Source organism: Cupriavidus sp. F041 (assembly GCF_057814235.1).
Map to the genome: position 1 here is coordinate 1501317 of NZ_JBVASY010000002.1, position 20877 is coordinate 1522193.

Sequence of the window (20877 nt, forward strand, 5' to 3'; positions counted from 1 at the left end):
ATTGTGCTGACTACGTTACATATGTACGCCCCCGGATTGTCTTGCACCTTGACCACAAGACGTAATTTGTCTATGTTCTCGTTAACAAATTCTGTAAAGGATGCGCAATGTCGATTCGTGCTAAAGATGTTGTCCCCATCAGCGAGGCCCGCTCACGGTTGACGGAGCTGGCCGAGGACGTGGTGGCAGGTGCCGAGAAGTTGTTGACAAAGAATGGCACTGCCTTCGTTGCCCTTGTTGATGCCAAGAAGCTGGACTACTACCACAACCTCGAACGGAGAGAACGGGGGCGACTGCTGATGTTGGCCGATGCCGAAAGGGGTATCAAGGACGCACTTGAAGGTCGCGTTAAGTCTCTGGAGGAGATCCAAGAAGCCATGCGTCGACGTGATGGGTCTCGCAAATGACGCGAGTCGACTTTGCGGATACTTTCCAGGAGCGGATGGAGACCATTGAGGGGTTCATGCTGCTCCAGGACGTGAGTTCAGCGCGGGGGCGAATGGATGCGCTATGGGAAGAGATTTATCGGTTCCGTGATTTAGTGATGACGCATCCCCGGCTTGGCCGTCCCGCTGAGATCCTCGCCGCAGGCTCCGATCAGGAATCGGCGCGACTCAACGATCTGCTCCGACTGGCCGTTGAGGCGGGGGTGCCGGATTTTCGGGAGTACGTCATTCATTCACATGTCATTCTGTATGCGTACTCCGACTCGCGCGTCCTCGTACTCTCGATTCGACATCAGCGAGAGCTGGGATACGCGGACGACGAGTGACTCCCAAAAGCGCCGGCGCCCTGCGTGCGGGGGCTTCCCGCGAATCGGAGGGGGCGGCGCCGCCTCCGACCCTCCCCCCTGATACTTCCCCCATGAGTGCCCACAGCAGCAGTCGGGATTCAGTGCAACTTTTGCAAGAGCCGGCGTGCCAGAACTTCGGCGTTCCCGTGCCTGAGATGACGACCACGGGCGCGACCGAGAATTTCAGAGACGTTCCGCAAGCCACACGAAGCGCTGCGGCGCGATCCTGCTTGCAGTAGTGGTTTCGTGGTGGGCACCGCGGCCCGGTTCGCGCGGGCCGCGGTGCCCACCACGAAACCAAGGTCGTTGATAGCAAATTGCCGGATGAGCCGGTACGGCAGCGCCTCAAATGCCCTGGCGCTCGCCGCCAGAGACAAAACCACGAAACACCAATGCAGGCAGGATCGCGACCTTTGGCCTCGCGAACGGCAGATGGCCGAACGCTCACCGCATACGAGGTCAGGGGCCCCACCACGAAACCCATGGGTCATGCGATTGCGCTGCCCTGCAAGCCGGTAGAACACGCCAGCCAACGCTCGGGGCCGTACGACGCAACCACCGGCCCCACATAAGCCAGATTGTGCCCCCCGCAGGGGGAAGTCGTACGCACTTGGGTCCAACAGCCAACACCGCCCCCAAAATCACATACGGTTCAACTCCCCCCACCCCCCAACTCCATATCCCTAACCCGAGCCACAGCCTCATCACGACTACTAACCCCAAGCTTGCGAAAAACATTCCGCAAGTGCCACTTCACAGTCTCGGGCGACAGCCCAAGCGTCCGCGCGATTTTCTTGTTGGGCAGCGCCTGCCCAAGCAACCGTACAACATCGACCTCGCGCTCGCTCAACCCTTCCATGCCGGCGGCGTTTGCCGGCTGCCCATCGGAGGAGTGAGGAGACGTGTCCGGAACGGCACCGGCCAGCGCCTCCCGCGCGGAGCGCAACCGTTCGACATAGAAAGCCAGCAACGGGTCCGCCGCCTGCCCCTGCGTGATCTCACCGACCAGGTCAAGCCCCGCCGGATCCGCATCGAGCAGGCTGCGCACCAGCCCAAGCCGGTGTCCCCGGCGCAAAGCCGCCAGCATCTGGTCGCGCGCGGCATCCGTTAGCCCGCGCCGGAAGTCGACTACCGCGCTTTGCCACTGTAACTGCGCTACCTGGCGCTGCCAGCCACGCGCGTCGCACAGGGCGATCAGCGGCGCCAGGCGCTGCGCCGCCCCGGCAAGGTCGTCATGCGCAAGGCACATCTGGATGCGTGCGCGTTCGGCCACCACCCGGATCTCATCGAGCGCGCTCGGCCGTGCGTGCGGGTGGCGCGCATCGATGACCTCCAGGCGCGCCAGCGCGGCTTGCGCGGCGTCCGGATCGCCGCAAGACAGGTGGCGCTGGACCTGGTCCCCCAGGCTATGGGCCAGCAAGCGGTCCAGGCCACGTTGCGCCGCGTACTCTTCCAGCCGCTCCAGGTAGGCAAACGCATCGAGCTGATGGCCGGCCACCCAGTGCGATGCCGATAGCGTTCTGAGCACCCGCAGCACCGAGTCGGGAATCGACACGCGCTCCAGCACGTCCACGCGGTCTTCCAGCAGCCGGCGCGCGCCCGCGATGTCGTTCTGTTCGTAGAGCACTTCACCAAGCAGCGCGGCGGCAAAGTAGCCGGGTTCGGCCGCGGCGCTGCCGGCCTTGTCCACCTCGAACAGGATGTCGCGGCAGATGCGCTCGACCTGGATCATCTTGCCCTCCAGGGCGAAGCTGAAGCCCACCATGCAGCGTCCGTTCAGGCTGCCGCCGGTGGTGCCCAGCAGCGGCGCGCCTTCCGCCAGCAGCGGCGGCGCCTCGGCCTGGATGCGGCGCGCGCGCTCGTACTCGCCAAGGTGCATGTACAGCCACGAGAGCAGGTTGTTGCGCGCGCCGACGGTGACGGGTTCGGCGTCGGCGGGCGCCTGCATTAACCGGGGCACCAGTGCCAGCGCGCCATCGGTATCGTCGCATTGCACGGCCAGCCCGAAGCGCAGGATGGTGAGCCGGTAACTGGCCGTCAGGTCGGCTTCGGGAATGTCGGCGAGCAGGCGTTCGATGCTCACTGCGCAAGCGTCCAGGTCGCGCGCGAAGATCTGCATCTGCAGGGTCATCAGGCGCAGCTTGATGCGCGCCTCGATCTGCTCGGCCGGCAGCAGGCGCATCAGCCCGATCAGCTTGCGCAATTCACCGCGGGCGGTGAGCGTGCCCGCATATTGCTGCACGAGATCCGCGGCGGCGTCAGATTCTCCCGCCAGCACGGCATGGCGCACGGCTTCTTCCAGCAGGCGGTGCGCGCGGAACCAGTGCCAGGCAGCCGCATGCACGGCGCGCTGCTGCCCCTCGCTGCGCGCGCCGAAGCGCTGGAGCAGGGCTTCGCGCAGCAGCGGATGCAGCCGATACCAGGTTTCCCGGTCGGGCCCGTCGACGGGCGTGATGAACAGGTTGTCGTTGTCGAGGCGGGCGAGCAGGGCGACCACCTCGGCGGAGCTTTGCCCTTGCTCGTTCAGCGCCACGCAAAGCGAGGCGCTGAAGCGCTGGCATGCCGCCGCGCGCACCAGCAACTCTGTCTCGGCGGGCGCCAGGCGCGCCAGCACTTCGCGTTCGAAATAGCCGGCGAAGGCGCCGGCATTCTGCACATTGGCGCGCACGAAGCTGTCGGCGCCGGACTGCGCGCCACTGTGTTGCCTGCGCCGCTTCCAGTGCGTGGCAAACAGTTGCAGCCCGGCTACCCAGCCGTCGGTCAGTTCGTGCATCTGGCGCGCGTCGCGCGCGCTGATATCGCCCAGTTGCGCCTTCAGGAATTGCCCGGATTCCGCCAGCGTGAAGCGCAGGTCGCGCTGGTCCAGTTCCAGCACCAGCCCCTGGTCCCGCAGGCGGCCGAGCGATAGCGGTACCGTGCCGCGCGACGCCAGCACGATATGGAGGTTAGGCGGCGCGTAGTCGAGCAGCCATTGCAGCGACTCGTGCACGCGGGCATCGGCAAGATGGTGCAGTTCGTCGAGCACCAGCACCAGGTCGCGCGGATGGCTGGCGATGCCTTGCACCAGCGCCAGCACGGTGCGCTCCACGACTTCCGCATCCATCCCGCGGCCGCCCAGCAACGCCGCCTCGCGCGTCATCGCGGTATCGACCTGGGCCAGGCTGCCCAGCAGGGCATCGAGCCAGCGCGCCAGTTCGTTGTCGTCGGCAGACAGGGTCAGCCAGGCAACATCGAAGCCTAGTGCGAGCAGCGCCTGGCGCCATGCCAGCAGCGTGGCGGTCTTCCCGCAGCCGGCCGGGCCTTGCAGCACGATCGCGCGGCGGCGCCGTGCCTCGGTCAGTTGCGCAAGCACGCGTTCGCGCGCCAGGACCCTGACCGTGTCGCGTGGCGGCTGGCGCTTTGTATTGCTGGTGGATACCGGCGCCGCGCTGGCAGGCGGGCGAGCGCCGGGGGAGGAGGGGCTTTGCGGCATAGGTGACCGTTGCCTTCTTGTCTCCGAGCACTGGTCATGCCGGCCAGCGTCGATGTCAATCGAAATGGTGATGCATTGTACAGGCGGCCCGGCGCAATTCGGCCGGCGCGCCGAAGCGGCGTGTGCTCCGCATGCATCCCGCTCTTGCCTCGCTCGGGCATTCGCCCAGCCACCCGGATCAGGTGGGCCGCCCCAAACCATGGCTTGCGCCATGCATGGCTAGTATATATTTCGCGCAATCCCCGAAGCGCGCGTTCTCCCGCCCACGCGCCACGTCCGGACACCCGATATCCACCGGGACAGGCCGGCGGTCCTTTTCTCGCACCGCCTGGCCCGCATTGCCGAGAGCCGAATTTCGATGGAACGGTATCAACCTGCTCCCATTACCAAGCTGGCGCCGCCTCGCCTTGGCAGCCGCTCGATCCCGCGCGAAGACCTGCTTGCCGGCCTGCACGATGTGCGCCAGCGCAAGCTGGTGCTGATCACTGCCGGCGCGGGCTTCGGCAAGACCACCCTGATGGCGCAGTGGCGCCAGAAGCTGATCGGGGAGGGCGCCAGCGTAGCGTGGCTTTCGCTGGACGCCGAAGACGAAGCGCCGGAGGTGTTCCGCGCCAGCCTGCGTGCCGCCTTGCAGCATGCGCGGCTCGCGCCGCCATGGCAGGACGATGCGCTGGCAGCCCCGGAATTGCTGGCTGCCGGCTATATCCGCGCGCTGGCCGGCGCGCGCGAAGAGCTGTACCTGATGATCGACGAGTCCGACCGGACCAGCCATCCCGCCAGCCGTGCCTTGCTACAGGCCATCCTTGAGGCACGGTTGCCCACCCTCCACGTCGTCATGGCATCGCGCAAGGCACCAGCCTTGTTGCTGGGCCGTCTGCGCGCAGTGGGGGAGCTAGGTGAAGTCGGCGGCGCAGACCTGGTATTTTCCTTCCGGGAAACCCTTGCCTTCCTGCAGGCGCATCTCGATGCGCGCGTGGGCCTGGACGCCGCCACGCGGCTCCATGCGCTCTGTGCCGGCTGGCCGATCGGGTTGCAACTGATGGCGGCCTCGTTGAAGGCGGGACAGCGCAATCCGGTGCGCCTGCGCGCGCTGGCGCCCGATGCGGATAGCCTGCACGCCTACTTGTTGGAAGACGTCGTGGCCGGGTTGCCAGCGGACCTGCTCAACTTCATGCAAGGCTTGTCGGTGCTGCCGCGGTTCAACGCGGCGCTGGCCGCCCATGTCACGGGCTCGGAGCATGCAGACGCGTTGCTTGCCGCTGTCGACGCGCGCGGCCTGTTCCTGCTGCCCGCGCAGGCGGAGGACCAGGCCCGGTGGTACCGCTTTCATCCCATGTTCGCGGCATTCCTGAGCCAGCGCCTGGCATGCGGCCAGCAGGACGTGGCTGGCCTGCACCGGCGAGCCACCGGATGGTTCGTGCAGCAAGGGCGCTTTGCCGAGGCGATTCCGCATGCCTTGCTGAGCGAGGATTTCGATGCGGTTGTCCGCCTGGTTGAGTGTTCGATGCCGGCCTTGCCCAGCGTGAGCCAGTTGCGGGCCTTCCGGCAGTGGGCCGAAATGGTGCCTCCCGCCCGGCTGGCGGGACATCCGCGCCTGCTGCTGCTCGCCGCCTGGGCGAGCGCGGTGACGGCGCGGCCCGCCGAAGCCGAGCAATGGCTGACCGCCCTGGAAGCCGTCAGGGCTGGCGCCAGCGGGTCGCGGCATGGCAGGCTGCTGCGCGCCGTGATCGCCATGCAGCGCGACGAAGTGGCGCTGCTGGACGCCACCCTGGCAACGCTTGAAAACGCCGCGCTGGGCCATCCGGCGCTGGAGCACATCAGGCTTGGCCTGACCGTGCGCAGCCTGACCGCGCGCGGCCGCCACGCGCAGGCGCGGGATATCCTGGGTTCCGCCGCCGCAAGCGCGATGCGCGCCGGCACGGGCGAGCTGGCGCTGATGGCCAGGGCAAGCGCCGCCAGCGCAATCCTGCTGGAGGGCAATGCACGGCAAGCCGAGCGCCTGGGCAAGGACGCGCTCGCCGAGGCCGAACGCCACCATGGCCGCCGCTCGGTCAGTGCCTGCTACTGCGCGGCAACGGTGGCGGTGGTGCTGTACGAACGCGACAAGGCCGAGGAAGCACGGCAGGTGCTGGCGGATCGCCTCGACATGCTCAAGCTATCCTCGCCCGATGTGGCGCTGCGCGCCGCGCTGTGCCATGCGCGTCTGCAAGTGCTTGGCAAGCTCCCGCACGAGGCCATGGCATTCCTGATCGATATGGAAGCGCATTTCCGCCGCCGTGGCATCTGGCGCGGGATGGCGCATATGGTGGCGGAACGGCAGCGCATCGTGCTTGCCGGCGGCGACTGGCGGCACGCGCAGTCGCTGCAGGCCACGCTCGACGGCCTGGCGCACGACCAGACGGGCGCGGAACCGCGCGCGGCCGAGATCGTGGCGATCGCAGCGCTGTCGCGGGCCAGGCTCCTCCTGGCCATGGGCGAGGCGCAAGGCGCGCTGCTGGCGCTGGATGACGTCCGCGCCACGGCCACGGCACTGGGCAGGGAGGGGCTGATGGTCACGACCGATCTGCTGCAGGCGCTGGCGCTGGATGCGCTCGGGCGGCGCGACGAAGTGATTGCATGCATGGAGCCGGCGGTGGCTACGGCTTACCGGCTTGGCCTGGTGCGGACGCTGCTCGACGAAGGCAAGGGCGTTCGCGTCCTGCTGGGCTGCCTGCCGCGGCGCAGGGACAGTGCGCAGGAGGACTACCTTGCCGGCTTGCGGGGGATGCCGCTTGCCATGCCCGCCGCCGGGCCCGATCGCACTATCGCGGCGGCGCCGCAGGATGGCCTGACGGAGTTGTCGGGCCTGACCAGGCGGGAGCGGGAAATATTGGGGCTGCTCGAGCAGTCAATGTCGAACAAGAGAATCGCGCTGGCGCTGAATATCAGCGAGTTGACGGTCAAGTGGAATCTCAGGCAGATATTTGCCAAGCTTGGCGTTTCGCGGCGCTACGATGCCATCGTGGCTGCGCGCAGGCAGGGGCAGCAGACGGGGGCTGGCTGACGGGGCTGCCAGCGCGATAGCGATCGTCATGGGCGGCTCCTTCAATTCAAAGCAAAGCAAAGCCGATGGTCCTCTCTCGCCTGCCCGACATCGAGCGCAGGCTCAGCCCGATGCAGTGCTCGCTGTCGCGTCCCGCAACGTCATGCGATGGTCGTATGACGCCCAGCCGCTGACCTGGAAATACGCCACCGCGATCCGGCAGCGGATGGGAAAAGCCGTTGCCCGCGGGGTCATGGCACCGGCGCCGGCTACCCTCGTTTTTCGGGTCGGAATTAACATCAAAATAATTGAATAATTAATCCACGATTCCGCTCGTCATCGCCTAGGATGCTCTCGTATAGTTCGACCCATGGACGGCGTGGAGACAAAAAACCCCGCCACATGAGGTTCAACCAATTTCAATTAGAGAGCGCAGATCATGTCCAATCCGAAACTCCAGGTGCTGACCCCGCAAAACAGCCAGCTGATCTTCATCGACCACCAGCCGCAGATGGCCTTCGGCGTGCAGTCGATGGATCGCCAGGCGATGAAGAACAATGCCGTGGGCCTGGCCAAGGCCGCCAGGATCTTCAGCATCCCGACCACCATCACCACGGTCGAGTCGGATTCCTTCTCGGGCTACACCTACCCCGAGTTGCTGGACGTGTTCCCCGAGCAGCCGACGCTGGAACGCACCTCGATGAACTCGTGGGACGACCAGAAGGTGCGCGACGCGCTGGCCGCCAACGGCCGCAAGAAGGTCATCGTCGCCGGCCTGTGGACCGAGGTCTGCAACACCACCTTCGCGCTGAGTGCGATGAACGAGAGCGACTACGAGATCTACATGGTGGCCGACGCCTCCGGCGGCACCAGCAAGGAAGCGCACGACTACGCCATGCAGCGCATGGTGCAGGCCGGCGTGGTGCCGGTGACCTGGCAACAGGCGCTGCTCGAATGGCAGCGCGACTGGGCCTGCCGCGACACCTACGACGCGGTGATGCAACTGGTCAAGGAACACTCCGGCGCCTACGGCATGGGCGTGGACTACGCCTACACCATGGTGCACAAGGCCGCGCAGCGCACCGCCACGCCCCACGCGTCGCTCGCGCCGGTGCCGGCGCGCTGAGCCGCATCGCCGTGCCGGCTAGGCAGGCTGCACCACGCCCATGATGCGCCTGCCCAGCGAGATGCCCCACTCGGCCAGATGCTTGTCCGCGGCCCACTGGCTTCGATCCCATAGCGCGAGCGCGTCGTCGATGCGCTCCCCGCCGGCCTGCAGCGCGCGCGCCAGGGCCACGGCATTGGCTGCCGCCTTGCCCGCGCCCGCGCCGGTATGCGGTCGCGCCACGAAGGCGGCGTCGCCGAGCAGCACGGCGCGGCCGAAACGCATGCGCGGCGCCGCGTAATCCTGGATCAGTTGCAGAAAGGGATCGGGGGTCGATGTGACCAGCGCCGCGAACACCGGCGCGAGGTTGTCCGCCGCGGCAAGCTGCAGCGCCTGGGCATCGGCATCCTTGACCGCGCCCGGAGGAAGCGAATGCGTGTGCTGTCGGCCATGGCGGTCCAGCAGCACGGCCGCGAGCGGTTCTCCGGCGGGCAGCGCACGGTACCAGACCCAGTTCAGGCGCCGTTCGTTGCGCTGGACTGATCCGTCCTCGCCGGGAATCAGGTAGGTCAGCATCTGGTGTCCCGGGCCGTCCTGGAAGGCAAAGGCATCGACCAGCAGCGACCGGGCCCGCGCGTCCAGCGCAGCCTCGGGCAGCACGCCGCGCCAGGCGACATAGCCGGCATAGGCGGGCGCATCGCCGGGCAGCAACGCCTGCCGCACCGTGGACAGCGGTCCGTCGGCGCCGACCAGGAGATCCGCGCGCTCGGTGCGGCCGGAGGCAAAGCGGGCCGTCATGTGATCGGCCTCGTGGGCCAGCGCGACCAGTTCCTCGCCGGCATGGATCACGCCCGGATCGAGCGCGCCCTTCATCAGGGCATAGAGCCCGTTCCAGGCGATCTGCGTCTGCGGCATGTAGATGCAGCGGAGCACGCCGTCGCGGTCCAGGAAGATGCGGTCCTTTGACGGCACGCCGAAGCCGGGCGGGTGCGCCACCCCGGCAAAGCCCAGCGCGTCGAGCACGCCGGGCTGCAGCACGAGCCCGCCGCCGCGGCTGTCGAGCTGCTGCGGCGACCGCTCGAAGACATCGACATCCCAGCCGATCGCGCGCAGGCAGATGGCGGTAAACAGGCCGCCGAGGGAGCCGCCGATCACGACGGCGCGGTAAGTTTTGGACGTGGGCATGGTGGTCATGGCGTTGAGGTTCAGCGGCCTGGCACCGGTTGGTGCCCAGGGCCTGGCACGCTGCGCGCTATGGCGCGATTTCCCTGCGCAGCCGCTTGCCGGTGGCAGGGCAGCCCCCGCCCCCGGCCGCTGCGAGAATGACGGGCCGGCGTTTCATGCTTGCCCTGCCGGGAAGAGATGCCATTTCATCGCGGGAGTCCTGGTGTCGATGGAAGCCCGCGGCACGCATCCCATGCATCGGGACCTTTGGCAGCCTGCGGGAAGGCACTGCGCTCAGGCTGCATGGTAGGAGTCGTGTCGACCGCCAACAATCAGCGAGTGGTCTGTGGCGCCCAAACCAAAGTATGAGAGGGCTGCGCGAGCAGCCAGGCCAGCGTTGCCTGATTGCACGGGGCCGTACGCGCCTGCAGGTACCTGGGAGGCACCTCGGAAATCCGTGCGAGGAGCGGACTGCGCATTACTGCGTGCCGCCATGCAAGTATTCGCGTGTATGCAGGATGGCTCTGCTATTCTTGGCGCGCCCGCAGCTGCCGCGGGCCGCAAGACGATTGCCAGCTTGCAGGTTGATTCACACAAAACACTATGTCCGCAAACGCAGGCGCCCCCACTCCAGTCGCCGCCTCCGGCGCGATCGACGCATTCGGTTGCGCAGCGGCGGCGCTCCGCAACGATCAGACGCTCGCCGGCAGCGAGATCCAGTTCTATCGCAAGACCTCGGCCAGCGGCAATGCCAGCCAGGTGTCCACCCCGGCATCGGATCGCGGGTTCCTGGTGGGGGTTTCACTGTGCACGGGCCATCGCCGCCGGATATTCCATGCCCATCGTGCGACCACCCATGACTTCGAGAACAGCTCCATCTACATACGGAGTTTCGGCGAGGACTACAAGGCAGATTTCTATGGCCATTTCGATTTTGTCCTGTTGGATATTTCCCGTGCCTTCATCGAACGCACCAGCGGGGAACTAGGCCGTTCGCGCATCCGGGGGCTGCGCGGCGCGGCGGGTGAGCGGGACCAGGTGCTGGCGCATCTGGCGCAGGCGGCGGTGCCGGCGCTCAGCCGGCCCGAGAACGCCAGCAGGCTGTTCGTCGACCAGCTGGGATTCGCCATCGGCACTTACCTGGTCGAGCACTATGGCAATGCCAGGGTCGCCACGCCCAAGACCAACCGCTTGCTGTCGCAACGCAGCCTGGCGATGGCCAAGGAGATGCTGGCCGCGCAGATCGACGGCGACCTGTCCATCGCGGACATCGCGGATGCCTGCAGGCTGTCGCGCAGCCATTTCACCCGCGCCTTCCGCGATACCACCGGGCAGGCCCCCTATCAATGGCTGATGGCGCTGCGTCTGGAGCGCGCCCGCACACTGCTGCGCGACACGGCGCTGCCATTGGCGCAGGTGGCCATCGCCTGCGGCTTCTCCGACCAGAGCCATTTCACCCACGCGTTCTCGCGGGCGCTCGGCGTTTCGCCCGGCAACTGGCGCCGCGGGGCGACCGCTTCGACCGGCGCCGCATCTTCGTGATCAAGGCGGCGCTGCTGGCCGGCACGCGCGGCACGGACAGGATCATTCGGTGATGGGCCTGCAGGGCAACCGAGGGTTGGACCGGTTCGGTGCCCGATCATAGGTGTTGCCCGCGCCGGACGCCACTGTCCGATGGTATGAGTAGACGGGCCGTGACGGTGTTCGCACAATGCGGCAATCGACCGGTGGCATCGCCGCCGGCCGCGCCTGCGGGTGCTTCTGGCCGTCGGCCACATGACGGGGCGGCGGCCCCGGAAACCTAGCCACCTACCCATGACCGAATCCCAAGCCGGCGCCGCCGGTTCTCCCTGGAGCCCGCTGCGGCACCGCACATTCCGCATGCTGTGGATTGCCACCGTGGCGTCCAACGTGGGCACCTGGATGAACGATGTCGGTGCCAGCTGGCTGATGACGTCGCTCGACCCGGACCCGCTGATGGTGGCCCTGGTGCAGGCCGCGGGCAGCCTGCCGATGTTCCTGTTCGCGCTGCCTTCCGGGGTGCTTGCCGACATTGTGGACCGGCGCCGCTACCTGATCTTCGCGCAACTGTGGACGCTGGCCGTGGCGCTGGTGCTGGGCGGGCTGGCGCTGGCCGGCCTGGTCAACGCCCATATCTTGCTGCTTGCCGCGTTCCTGCTGAGCACCGGAGCGGCGATGAGCTCGCCCCCGTTCCAGGCCATCGTGCCGGAACTGGTGGCCAAGGCCGACCTGCCGCCGGCGATCGCCCTGAACTCGCTGGGCATCAATATCAGCCGTGCCATCGGGCCCGCGCTGGGCGGCCTGATCCTGTCGTTCGCCGGGCCCGCGGCGGTGTTCCTGCTCAATGCGCTGTCGGTGTCGGGCGTGGTGCTGGTGTTGGTGCGCTGGAAATCGGAGCCTGCCCGGCGTAATTTGCCGCCGGAGCATTTCTTCTCGGCGGTGCGCGCCGGGCTGCGCTACGTGGAGGCCGCGCCACTGCTGCGGATCGTGCTGGTGCGGGCGGTGGCGTTCTTCCTGTTCGCCAGCGCCGGCTGGGCGCTGCTGCCGCTGGTGGCACGGCGGGAACTGGGCCTGGGCCCGGGCGGCTACGGCTTGCTGCTGACCAGCATCGGGCTGGGCGCGGTCGGCGGCGCGCTGTTGCTGCCCAGGCTGCAACGCCGCATCCCGGCCGACCGCCTGACGGTGCTGGCCAGCCTGCTGTTCGCGCTGAGCCTGCTGGCGCTGGCCTATGTGCGCCACTTCTGGCTGCTGGCGGCGGCGCTGCTGTTTGCCGGGCTGGCATGGATCGCGGTGCTGTCCACGCTTAACGTGGCTGCCCAGCGCAGCGCGGCGGGCTGGGTCAAGGCGCGCGCGCTGGCGGCCTACCTGACCGTCTTCTTCGGCGCCATGACCGCCGGCAGCGCGCTGTGGGGAAAGACGGCCGGGCTGCTTGGCATTCCCTCTGCGCTGGTGATCGCAGCCGCGGGCCTGGCCCTGGCCAGTGCCACGGCGCTGCGCTGGCGCCTGGGCGTGTCGCCGGAACTGGACCTGGCGCCGTCGGGCTACCTGCATCCCGGGACGCTGGACGTCTCGCACGACCGGGGTCCGGTGATGATCTGCGTGGAGTACGACGTGGCACCGGATCAGGCCACGGAGTTTGCCAAGGCCGTGCAGGAGATGCGCCGCATCCGCCGCCGCGGCGGCGCGTTGTCCTGGGGCGTCTACGAGGACCTGGCCGCGCCCGGCCGCTTCATCGAAACCTTCCTGGTGGAGTCGTGGCTGGAGCATCTGCGCCAGCACGAGCGCCACACCATGAACGACAAGGCGATCCAGACCCGCGTGCAGGGTTTCCACCGTGGCGCCACGCCGCCCGGCGCGCGGCACCTGGCTGCGCCGGACTGAAGCCCGGTCAGGGCAGGGCGGCTTCCGGGCGCCGCCGCAGTTGCCGGGATATCTCGAGCACCAGCAGCAGCACCAGGACCGCGCCGATGCCGAACAGGGCCGGCATGCCAGCCGTGTCCACCAGCCGCGCGGCGAGCAGCACGCCCAGGCCCTGGCCCGCGAACAGGCAGAACGCGAACAGGGCGACGGCGTTGGCCCGCTGCGTGGGGGCCATCTGCGTGGCGATGGTCTGCATGGCGTTCAGCACGATGTAGTAGCCGCAACCGCCTGCCAGGCAGCCGGCGGCGATCCACAGCCAGTGCTGCCCGAGCGCGATGCAGGCCATGCCCGCGCTCAGCAGCACGGCCGACAGGCACGCCAGGCGCCAGCGTCCCAGCCGGCGGATCAGCGCCGGCGCGAGGCCTGCATACAGCAGCCCGCCGATGCCGTGCATGGCCGTGATGGCACCGGCCGCTGCCAGCGACAAGCCGAAGTGGAACTTCAGATAGGTCGCCACGAAGGCGAACGCGCTTGGGCACACGAAGCCCAGCAGCAGCGTCATGCAGAGCACCCGGCGCACCCAGGCGGACTGGAGCAGGGCGGCGGCCCTGGGCCGCAGGTCGGGGCTGGCCTGCCGCCAGCGGGCCGGCGTTTCGTCGTGGCGGGCCGCCCTGGCCACCACGGCGGCCGCGACGGCAAAGCCCGCCGCCAGCAGCACGAAGGCGGCGCGCCAGCCCAGCGTGTCGGCGATCAGGCCGGACAGCCACTGGCCCGTCATCAACCCGCAGATGGTGGCCACCGAGTAGCGCGCGAGCAGGCCCTGGCGCGTGGCCAGCGGCTCGGTATCGCCCAGGCGCGCCAGGCAGATCGGCACCACCCCGGCCGCCGCCGCGCCGGCCATCGCGCGCAGCACCACCAGCCACGGGAAGCTTGGCGCCAGCGACTGGCTGAGATTGGCCGCCGCGCAGGCCAGCAGCGCGAACGCGATCACACGCAGCTTGCCGTGACGCTCGGCCAGCGGCCCGTAGATCAGCTGGAAGGCGGCATAGGCCAGCATGAAGCTGGTCACCGCCACCCCGGTCATGCCGGCGAAAATGCCGAAGTCGCGCGACAGCGCCGGCAGCAGCGTGTCGGCGGCGCGGATCGAAGCGGCGGCAAAGAAGCCGGCCATCCCCAGGGCCAGCCGTTCATGGCGCATGCCGTGCGCCAGGGTCAACGCGGTGCCGGACATCGTCAGCGCCTTTCCTGGTGCGTCTTGGCCGCGCCGTGCGCGAGGATTGCATTCTCGATGCATTGGATGATCTCGGGGTCCATGAAGGGCTTGCTGAGACAACAGATGGCGCCGATCGCCTCCGCGCGTTGCCGGCAGCTTTCCTCGGGGAACGCCGTCATGAAGATGACGGGGATGGACAGCCCGCGCATGCGCAGGGCCTCGCATAGCGCGAAGCCGTTCATCGCGGGCATCTGCACGTCGGTGACCAGGCACGAGACGGCATCGAGGGCGTGGGACTGCAGCAGCTCGTTCCCGCTTGCGTAGAGTTCGACAACCATGTCGAAGGAGCGGAGCAGGCTTCCCAGGGCTTGCCGGACAGAAGCATCGTCGTCGACGATGGCGATCACCGGGGTGGCTGTCACACGGTGTTCCTCGGTTGTCATGAGCGATGACGAAGCTGGCGAAAGACTCCCATCGATTGGGTCGAGGATAACGCGCCGGCGCGCTCCGTGAAATCATACGGTGGTATTGTGCGGATCCGGCCAGCGCACTGGCCGCCGCGGCTAACACCAAGGTATGGGATGGCCGCCTCTGCCGACGCCTTCCTGCGCGGTGGAGGAGCCGGGCCCGCGCGGTATACTTCCATGCGCCGTCTCGCCTGCGCCAGACAGCTCCCAGCTTCGATGATGCCTTCCAAGGTTCGATGAATCCGTTGCGCCACTATCAGTTCGAGTATCTGCTGGACGGCGAAATCGCCTTGCTGCGCGGGACCGCCGCCGGATGTGCGCCCGTGCTGGTCACGCTGGCGGGTGCGGCCGCCAATGCGGGCGCGGTGCAACGGCGCCTGGAGCACGAGTACGCCTTGCAGCACCTGCTGCGGCCCGAGTGGGCAGCGGTGCCGCTTGCCCTGACCCGCTACGATGGCCGGCCGGCCTTGGTGGCCGCGGACCAGGGCGGCTTGCCGCTGGCACTGTCGCTGGGCGAGCCGTTGGCAACGGATGCCTTCCTCGACATCGCCATCGCGGTGGCCGAGGCGATGGCGGCCATGCACGACGCGGGCGTGGTCCACCTGGACATCAAGCCCGCCCACCTGCTGGTCGCGCCGGACCGGCAGCGCGCCTGGATCGCAGGCTTCGGCATTGCCGCCGTGGCCTCGCCCGGCGCCGCGCACCCGGCGGCATTCCGGATGCTGACGGGAACCCTCGCGTATCTGGCGCCGGAACAGGCCGGCCGTGGCGAGTCCGCGATCGACGCGCGCGCGGATCTCTACGCGCTGGGCGTGACCTTCTACCAGATGCTGACCGGCGCGCTGCCGCTGGAGGCCAGCGAGCCGGTCGCCTGGGTGCACAGCCATCTCGCGCGCCAGCCGGTGGTGCCCACCGAACGCAATGCCGGCATACCGGGGGTGCTTTCGGCCATGGTGATGCGCCTGCTGGCCAAGGCCCCCGAGGAGCGCTACCCGAGCGCTGCCGCGCTGGCGGCCGAACTGCGGCGTTGTCTCTGTACCTGGCAGGCCCGGGGCAGCCTGGATGCGCTACCGGACGGCGTTCCCGCGGACCCGGCCGGCTTTGCCTCGCCGACCTGGCTCTACGGCCGCGCGCATGCGCTGGACGAACTGCGCCGGCTGTATCGTGAGGCCACCGAGCAGGGCGGACCAGCGCCCGCGGCCTCCTACGTGCTGGTCACCGGCTGCGCCGGCAGCGGCAAATCCGTGCTGGCCGAGGCCTTCGGCAGATCGCTGGAGGCCGAAGGCGGCGTGGTGGCGCGCGCGAAGGCGCAGCAGCACCAGCGGGGTACGCCGCTGGCAGCCGTGGCGGAGATCTGCGCCGATCTCGCCAGGCAGGCCGGTGCCTCGCCCGGCGCGCGGCAGCAGGGCTGGGCCGCGGCGATGGCCGCGGCGATTGGCGACGACGCGGAGATGTTCGTCGCGCTGGCGCCGGCCTTCGCGGCCTGGCTGCCGAGTCGCCCGCGCGCCGGCGAGGCAGGCACCGGCCAGGCAAAGACACGTTTCCTGCAGGCATTCTGCCGCCTGCTCGGCGTGTTCGGGTCGGTGGCACCGCCGCTGGTCCTGGTGCTGGACGACCTGCAATGGACCGACCGCGAATCGCTGGAGGTGTTCGGCGCGCTGCGCCGGGCACCGCTGCAGCAGCCCCTGCTGCTTATCGGCACCTGCCGCACGGATGCCGTCGAGGGCGGCGCGCCCGGCGAGTGGCTTGCGGCGCTGCGCCAGCACGGCGCACTGCGCGGCGAGATGGCGATGACGCCGCTGGACGCGCCGGCGCTGACCGCGCTGGTGGCCGACACCTTGCGCTGCGGCGGCGATCGCGCGCAGGCCATCGCCCAGCTGGTCTACCGGAAGACGGGCGGCAATCCGCTGTTCTTCCTGCAGTACCTGCGCGCGCTCCACCGCTCGGACCTGCTGCGCGTGGACGCGGCCCCCGGAACCCCGGACGCCCAGATGGATGTGCTGGGCCTGCTCACCGGGGAGTTGCAGCGCCTGCCGCGCGAAACGCGGGCGCTGCTGACGGCGCTGTCTTGCCTGGGCAGCGCGGTCTCCTCGGCCACCGCGGCCCAGGCGTGGGACGCCAGCGAGGCCGGCATCGCCAGCCTGATGTCGCATGCCGTGGCCGCGGGCCTTGTGGTGGCAGTCGACGACGGCTATCACTTCACCCACGACCGGGTTCAGGAGGCGGCCTATGGCGCGATCCCCGCACCCGATCGCGCCGCCCTGCACTTGAGGCTCGCGCGCCGGCTGGCGCAGCGGCTGGACCGCGATGCCAGCGGCACCCTGTTCGAGGCGGTCGACCAGTTCAACCAGGCGGCCGATGTCATCGCCGACGCCGGCGAGCGCATCGCGGCGGCCGCGCTGAACCAGGACGCCGGCCACCGCGCGATGAAGACCACGGCCTATGGCGCCGCCAGCGCCTACTTCGCGGCCGGCAAGCGGCTGCTCCCCGACGGCGCCTGGGAGACGCACCACGCCCTGGCGCTGGCCCTGGCGATGGGGCGCGCGGAGTGCGAGTTCGTCGGCGGCCGGCTGGCCGCCGCCGCGGCCACCTTGCAGGACCTGGGCGCGCGGGCGCGCACGCCGTCCGAGCTGGCGGCCATCACGCGGCTGCGGGTGGCCGTGCACACCGCGCTCGACCAGTCCGACCAGGCCGTCCAGGTGGGGCTGGCGTTCATCCACACGATGGGCCTGGACTTCCAGTCCCAGGCACAGGGGCAGGTGGAGCGGGAATACCGGCGCTTCCTCGTGCTGCTGGGCGGCAGGCCAGTCGAGGCGCTGGCCAGCCTGCCGCGCATGCACGATCCGGCCTGGCGCGCCACGCTGAGCGTGCTGACCGAGGTGATGTCGCCCGCCTCCTTCATGGACCGTAACCTGCGCGACCTGATTCCGATCTGGATGGCCATCATCAGCCTGGAACACGGCAACGACGAGGCCTCCTGCATCGGCTACGTGCACCTCGGCATGACGCTCGGGCCGCGCCTGGGCGACTATGGACTGGGCTACCGCCTGGGCAAGGTCGGGCTGGCGCTGGTGGCGCAGGAGGGCATGGGCCGCTTCCGCGCCAAGGTCCACATGTGCTTCGGCGCGCTGCTGTTGCCGTGGACCCAGCCAGTGCGTGGCGGGCGGGAGCTGATCGAGCGCAGTTTCGAGGAGGGCCGGCAGAGCGGCGATTTCAACTTCGCCGCCTACAGCCGCAACCAGTTGGTGACCCATCTGCTGGCTTGCGGCGAACCGCTGGCCGGCGTGGAGGCGAAGATCGAGATGGGCCTTGCCTTCGCCCGCACCCTGGGACTGGGGCGCGTGGTCGATATCCTGGACGCGCAGGCCAGGTATGTGGCGGTGCTGCGGGGCAGGGTGCCGGGCTGGGCGGTGCCGGAAGCCGGCGCGCCGGGCCCGCATGAGATCGAGGCGCGGCTGCAGGCCGATCCGCGTCTTGCGGTGGCCGCCTGCTGCTACTGGATCCGCAAGCTGCAGGCCTGCTTTGCCGTGGATGACTGCCGCGGCGCGCTGGAGGCGGCCGGCAAGGCCGAGCCGATGCTGTGGGCCGCGCCTTACTTCCTCGAGATCGCGGACTATCACTTCTTCGCGGCGCTGTCGCTGGCGTGGCTGCCGCGCGCCGCCGGCCGGCACCCGGGCAACGAAGGGGGCGCGGACTTGGCCGCGTTCGATCTCCATCAGCGCCAGATGAGCGCGTGGGCGCTGGAGAATCCCGCCAACTTCGGCGCGCGCGCTGGCATCCTGGCAGCCGAGGCTGCGCGCCTGGCGCGCGATCCGCTGCAGGCCATGCGGCACTACGAGCGGGCCGCCCGGCTGGCGCGGGACCAGGATCTGCTGCATGACGAAGCCCTGGCCTACGAGCTTTGCGCGCGCTGCTGTTTCGAGCAGGATCTGACGGCGCCGGCCATGGCTTACCTGCGCAGGGCCAGCGATGCCTACGGCCGCTGGGGCGCGGAGGGGCAGGTGGACAAGCTCGATGCGTGCGCGCGCGCGCTCGGCGCCTCGGGCATGGGCACGGTGTGCGCGACGCCGGACCGCCCCCACGCCGCCGCCGCCCAGCCCGCCACCTACATCGGGCCCGCCGCGCAGCTGGACCTGGACACCGCCATCAAGGCCACGCAGGTGCTGGCCGGCGAGATACAGCTCGACCGCCTGATCGAGGCGCTGCTGACCACCACGCTGCAGCAGGCCGCCGCGCAGCGCGCGCTGCTGTTCCTGTGGCAGGACGGCGCGCTGCGGCTGGCCGCGCAGGCGCGCACCGAGCGGGCGGGCATCGCGGTCTATCTCAATCCGGCCGGGGCCGCCTATCCCCGCACCGTCGTCGACGCGGCGCTCGCCACGCGCTCGGACTTCGTGCTCGACAACGCCAAGTCGCATGCCAGGTTCGGCCAGGACCCGGACGTGCAATTGCGCAGCGTGCGCTCGGTGGCCTGCCTGGCGCTGGTCAAGCAGGGCGAACAGGTGGGGCTGCTCTACCTGGAGAACAACCTGGCCGACGCGCTGTTTACCGGACGCCGGATCAACCTGCTGTCCCTGCTGGCTTCGCAGGCCGCCATCTCGCTGGAGAATGCGCGGCTGTATGCCGAACTGCTGCGGCAGAACCAGGAGCGCCAGCGGGTACAGGCCGAGCTGGCGCACGTGTCGCGCGTGACCACGCTGGGCGAGCTGGCGGCGTCGATTGCCCACGAGGTCAACCAGCCGCTGACCGGCATCGTGACCTACGGCGGCGCATGCCTGCGCTGGATCAACCGCCCCGAGCCGGATCTTGGCGAAGCGCGCCATGCGGTGGAGAACATGATCGCCGAGGGGCTGCGGGCCAGCGAGGTGATCCGGCGCATCCGCGCGCTGGCGCGCAAGGACGACTCCCGCCGGCAGCCGTTCGACCTGGGCGAACTGGCGGACGAGACCCTGTTGATGGTCAGGCACCAGGCCGAGTTCCACGGCATCGCCGTTGCCCAGCAATACGCGGCGGGGCTGCCACAGGTGCTAGGCGACCGCATCCAGCTGCAGCAGGTGATCATCAACCTGCTGGTCAACGCCATCCAGGCCATGTCGTCCCGCGCCCAGGGGCAGCACGAGCTGCGGATCAGCACGGCGCGGCAAGCCGACGGCCAGGCATTGCTACGCGTCGAGGATACCGGCCCGGGCGTCGAGGCAGGGCAGATCGACAAGCTGTTCGAGGCCTTCTACACCACCCGCAGCGAAGGGCTGGGCATGGGCTTGTCGATCTGCCGCTCGATCGTGGAGGCGCATGGCGGCTGCATCTGGGCCGAGTCTCCGGCGCGGGCCGCGTTGCCGGCGGGGCAACATCCCGGGGGGCCGGGCGCAGCGTTCTGCTTTACGCTGCCGGTGCCGTAGCCGCAGCAATAGCAAGCGCCTTAGTGCGACTCCGATGCATTGTCCGGCGCTGGCCGCGTGTCCTCGCGGGCTGCGGTCAATGTCGTAGGCGCAGGCACACCGGTGATCTTGGGTACGCATTCGGAGTGGAACCAGGCGGCGGTAACGGGCGCGCCCGCCAGCATGCGCTTGATCGGCGGCACCACCTGCTCGCCGATCAGCATGCCCAGCAGCCCGATCAGCGCGACCACGGGCGGGGCGGGCGAGCGGACCTGCAGCAGGGCGTAGATGATGCCGACCAGGATGCCGGCACCTAGCGAAATGAGATAGAGCTTCATCGCGTTTCCAGTATTCAGTGTTCAGTGTTCAGTGTGGGTCGCCGGCTTGGCCATGGCAGGCAGCACAGGCAAGTGGAGGCGGCGGTCGCGCTTCATGCCGTGCGCGCCGCCGCGCGCCGGTTCAGGTCCTCCCACGCCACCAGCACGAAGCCGCCGACCAGTCCGATATGCTCGAAGAAGGCGTTGGCCAGCATGAACTGCTCGGCCGGCGGCGCCGCCCAGAAACGGTTGGCGAGGAAGGTAGCCATCAGCGTGAAGGCGGCCAGCGCCAGCGCGCCGAGCCAGCGGTAGAAGCCCGACAGGATCATCAGCGACGCGCCCAGCTCCAGCACGATCACCGCGGCAGCCAGCGGCACCGCCGGCGCGAGGCCGAAGTGCTGCATCTCGCCGATGGCGCCGGCGAAGTCCATGGCTTTGACCAGGCCACCCTGCAGGTAGGCGGCGCACAGCGCCAGCAGCGCGAGCCAGCGCAGCCAGGACGGCAGCCGCATGGCGCTGGCCGCCGGGGGTAATGCGGAAGCGGGGCGGTTCATGCCGGGTCTCCCTG

General features: G+C 69.0%; 13 protein-coding genes. 7 read left to right on the forward strand and 6 right to left on the reverse strand.

Annotated features, from left to right (window positions below):
* The first annotated feature begins 107 nt into the window (after nucleotides 1-107).
* The gene (locus ACZY0R_RS24150; RefSeq protein ID WP_488861834.1) at nucleotides 108-407 is read left to right on the forward strand and encodes a type II toxin-antitoxin system prevent-host-death family antitoxin; all 300 of its coding nucleotides are present in this window, start codon (nucleotides 108-110) and stop codon (nucleotides 405-407) included.
* Nucleotides 404-772, forward strand: coding sequence for a type II toxin-antitoxin system RelE/ParE family toxin (locus ACZY0R_RS24155; protein WP_488861836.1), 369 nt, complete (start codon nucleotides 404-406; stop codon nucleotides 770-772). The genes ACZY0R_RS24150 and ACZY0R_RS24155 overlap by 4 nt, the downstream gene beginning before the upstream one ends.
* Nucleotides 773-1445: 673 nt before the next feature.
* Here ACZY0R_RS24155 and ACZY0R_RS24160 read toward each other — a convergent pair.
* Nucleotides 1446-4265 carry a winged helix-turn-helix domain-containing protein gene (locus ACZY0R_RS24160; protein ID WP_488861838.1) on the reverse strand — a complete coding sequence of 940 codons (2820 nt, stop codon included), beginning with the start codon at nucleotides 4263-4265 and terminating at the stop codon, nucleotides 1446-1448.
* A gap of 358 nt (nucleotides 4266-4623) precedes the next feature.
* On the opposite strand from ACZY0R_RS24160, the gene ACZY0R_RS24165 reads away from it, so the two are divergent.
* Nucleotides 4624-7308, forward strand: a complete 2685-nt coding sequence (locus tag ACZY0R_RS24165; protein WP_488861840.1) for a winged helix-turn-helix domain-containing protein — start codon at nucleotides 4624-4626, stop codon at nucleotides 7306-7308.
* A 418-nt stretch (nucleotides 7309-7726) separates the two neighbouring features.
* Nucleotides 7727-8413: a hydrolase gene (locus ACZY0R_RS24170; protein ID WP_488861842.1), complete on the forward strand. Its 687-nt coding sequence runs from the start codon at nucleotides 7727-7729 to the stop codon at nucleotides 8411-8413.
* A gap of 18 nt (nucleotides 8414-8431) precedes the next feature.
* Here ACZY0R_RS24170 and ACZY0R_RS24175 read toward each other — a convergent pair whose 3' ends face one another.
* Nucleotides 8432-9577: an FAD binding domain-containing protein gene (locus tag ACZY0R_RS24175; RefSeq protein ID WP_488861844.1), complete on the reverse strand. Its 1146-nt coding sequence runs from the start codon at nucleotides 9575-9577 to the stop codon at nucleotides 8432-8434.
* Between the two features lie 582 nt (nucleotides 9578-10159).
* Here ACZY0R_RS24175 and ACZY0R_RS24180 point away from each other — a divergent pair.
* Nucleotides 10160-11098: a helix-turn-helix domain-containing protein gene (locus ACZY0R_RS24180; RefSeq protein ID WP_488861846.1), complete on the forward strand. Its 939-nt coding sequence runs from the start codon at nucleotides 10160-10162 to the stop codon at nucleotides 11096-11098.
* Between the two features lie 273 nt (nucleotides 11099-11371).
* Nucleotides 11372-12958 (forward strand): MFS transporter, encoded by a 1587-nt coding sequence (locus tag ACZY0R_RS24185; RefSeq protein WP_488861848.1) that lies wholly within the window; start codon nucleotides 11372-11374, stop codon nucleotides 12956-12958.
* Between the two features lie 7 nt (nucleotides 12959-12965).
* Here ACZY0R_RS24185 and ACZY0R_RS24190 read toward each other — a convergent pair whose 3' ends face one another.
* Both ACZY0R_RS24190 and ACZY0R_RS24195 read right to left on the reverse strand, forming a co-directional pair.
* Complete coding sequence (locus tag ACZY0R_RS24190) at nucleotides 12966-14168, reverse strand: MFS transporter (RefSeq protein WP_488861850.1); 1203 nt, start codon at nucleotides 14166-14168, stop codon at nucleotides 12966-12968.
* A gap of 2 nt (nucleotides 14169-14170) precedes the next feature.
* Nucleotides 14171-14572, reverse strand: coding sequence for a response regulator transcription factor (locus ACZY0R_RS24195; RefSeq protein WP_488861852.1), 402 nt, complete (start codon nucleotides 14570-14572; stop codon nucleotides 14171-14173).
* A 281-nt stretch (nucleotides 14573-14853) separates the two neighbouring features.
* On the opposite strand from ACZY0R_RS24195, the gene ACZY0R_RS24200 reads away from it, so the two are divergent.
* Nucleotides 14854-20013 carry a trifunctional serine/threonine-protein kinase/ATP-binding protein/sensor histidine kinase gene (locus ACZY0R_RS24200; RefSeq protein WP_488861854.1) on the forward strand — a complete coding sequence of 1720 codons (5160 nt, stop codon included), beginning with the start codon at nucleotides 14854-14856 and terminating at the stop codon, nucleotides 20011-20013.
* Between the two features lie 20 nt (nucleotides 20014-20033).
* Here ACZY0R_RS24200 and ACZY0R_RS24205 read toward each other — a convergent pair whose 3' ends face one another.
* Complete coding sequence (locus ACZY0R_RS24205) at nucleotides 20034-20330, reverse strand: XapX domain-containing protein (protein ID WP_488861856.1); 297 nt, start codon at nucleotides 20328-20330, stop codon at nucleotides 20034-20036.
* Between the two features lie 92 nt (nucleotides 20331-20422).
* Nucleotides 20423-20863: a DoxX family protein gene (locus ACZY0R_RS24210; protein WP_488861858.1), complete on the reverse strand. Its 441-nt coding sequence runs from the start codon at nucleotides 20861-20863 to the stop codon at nucleotides 20423-20425.
* Nucleotides 20864-20877 lie beyond the last annotated feature (14 nt).

What these genes read in the sequence shown, in the direction of transcription:
- ACZY0R_RS24150 (WP_488861834.1), top strand. Translation starts at nt 108, where the DNA reads ATGTCGATTCGTGCTAAAGATGTTGTCCCCATCAGCGAGGCCCGCTCA.
- ACZY0R_RS24155 (WP_488861836.1), top strand. Translation starts at nt 404, where the DNA reads ATGACGCGAGTCGACTTTGCGGATACTTTCCAGGAGCGGATGGAGACC.
- ACZY0R_RS24160 (WP_488861838.1), bottom strand. Translation starts at nt 4,265, where the DNA reads ATGCCGCAAAGCCCCTCCTCCCCCGGCGCTCGCCCGCCTGCCAGCGCG.
- ACZY0R_RS24165 (WP_488861840.1), top strand. Translation starts at nt 4,624, where the DNA reads ATGGAACGGTATCAACCTGCTCCCATTACCAAGCTGGCGCCGCCTCGC.
- ACZY0R_RS24170 (WP_488861842.1), top strand. Translation starts at nt 7,727, where the DNA reads ATGTCCAATCCGAAACTCCAGGTGCTGACCCCGCAAAACAGCCAGCTG.
- ACZY0R_RS24175 (WP_488861844.1), bottom strand. Translation starts at nt 9,577, where the DNA reads ATGCCCACGTCCAAAACTTACCGCGCCGTCGTGATCGGCGGCTCCCTC.
- ACZY0R_RS24180 (WP_488861846.1), top strand. Translation starts at nt 10,160, where the DNA reads ATGTCCGCAAACGCAGGCGCCCCCACTCCAGTCGCCGCCTCCGGCGCG.
- ACZY0R_RS24185 (WP_488861848.1), top strand. Translation starts at nt 11,372, where the DNA reads ATGACCGAATCCCAAGCCGGCGCCGCCGGTTCTCCCTGGAGCCCGCTG.
- ACZY0R_RS24190 (WP_488861850.1), bottom strand. Translation starts at nt 14,168, where the DNA reads ATGTCCGGCACCGCGTTGACCCTGGCGCACGGCATGCGCCATGAACGG.
- ACZY0R_RS24200 (WP_488861854.1), top strand. Translation starts at nt 14,854, where the DNA reads ATGAATCCGTTGCGCCACTATCAGTTCGAGTATCTGCTGGACGGCGAA.
- ACZY0R_RS24205 (WP_488861856.1), bottom strand. Translation starts at nt 20,330, where the DNA reads ATGAAGCTCTATCTCATTTCGCTAGGTGCCGGCATCCTGGTCGGCATC.
- ACZY0R_RS24210 (WP_488861858.1), bottom strand. Translation starts at nt 20,863, where the DNA reads ATGAACCGCCCCGCTTCCGCATTACCCCCGGCGGCCAGCGCCATGCGG.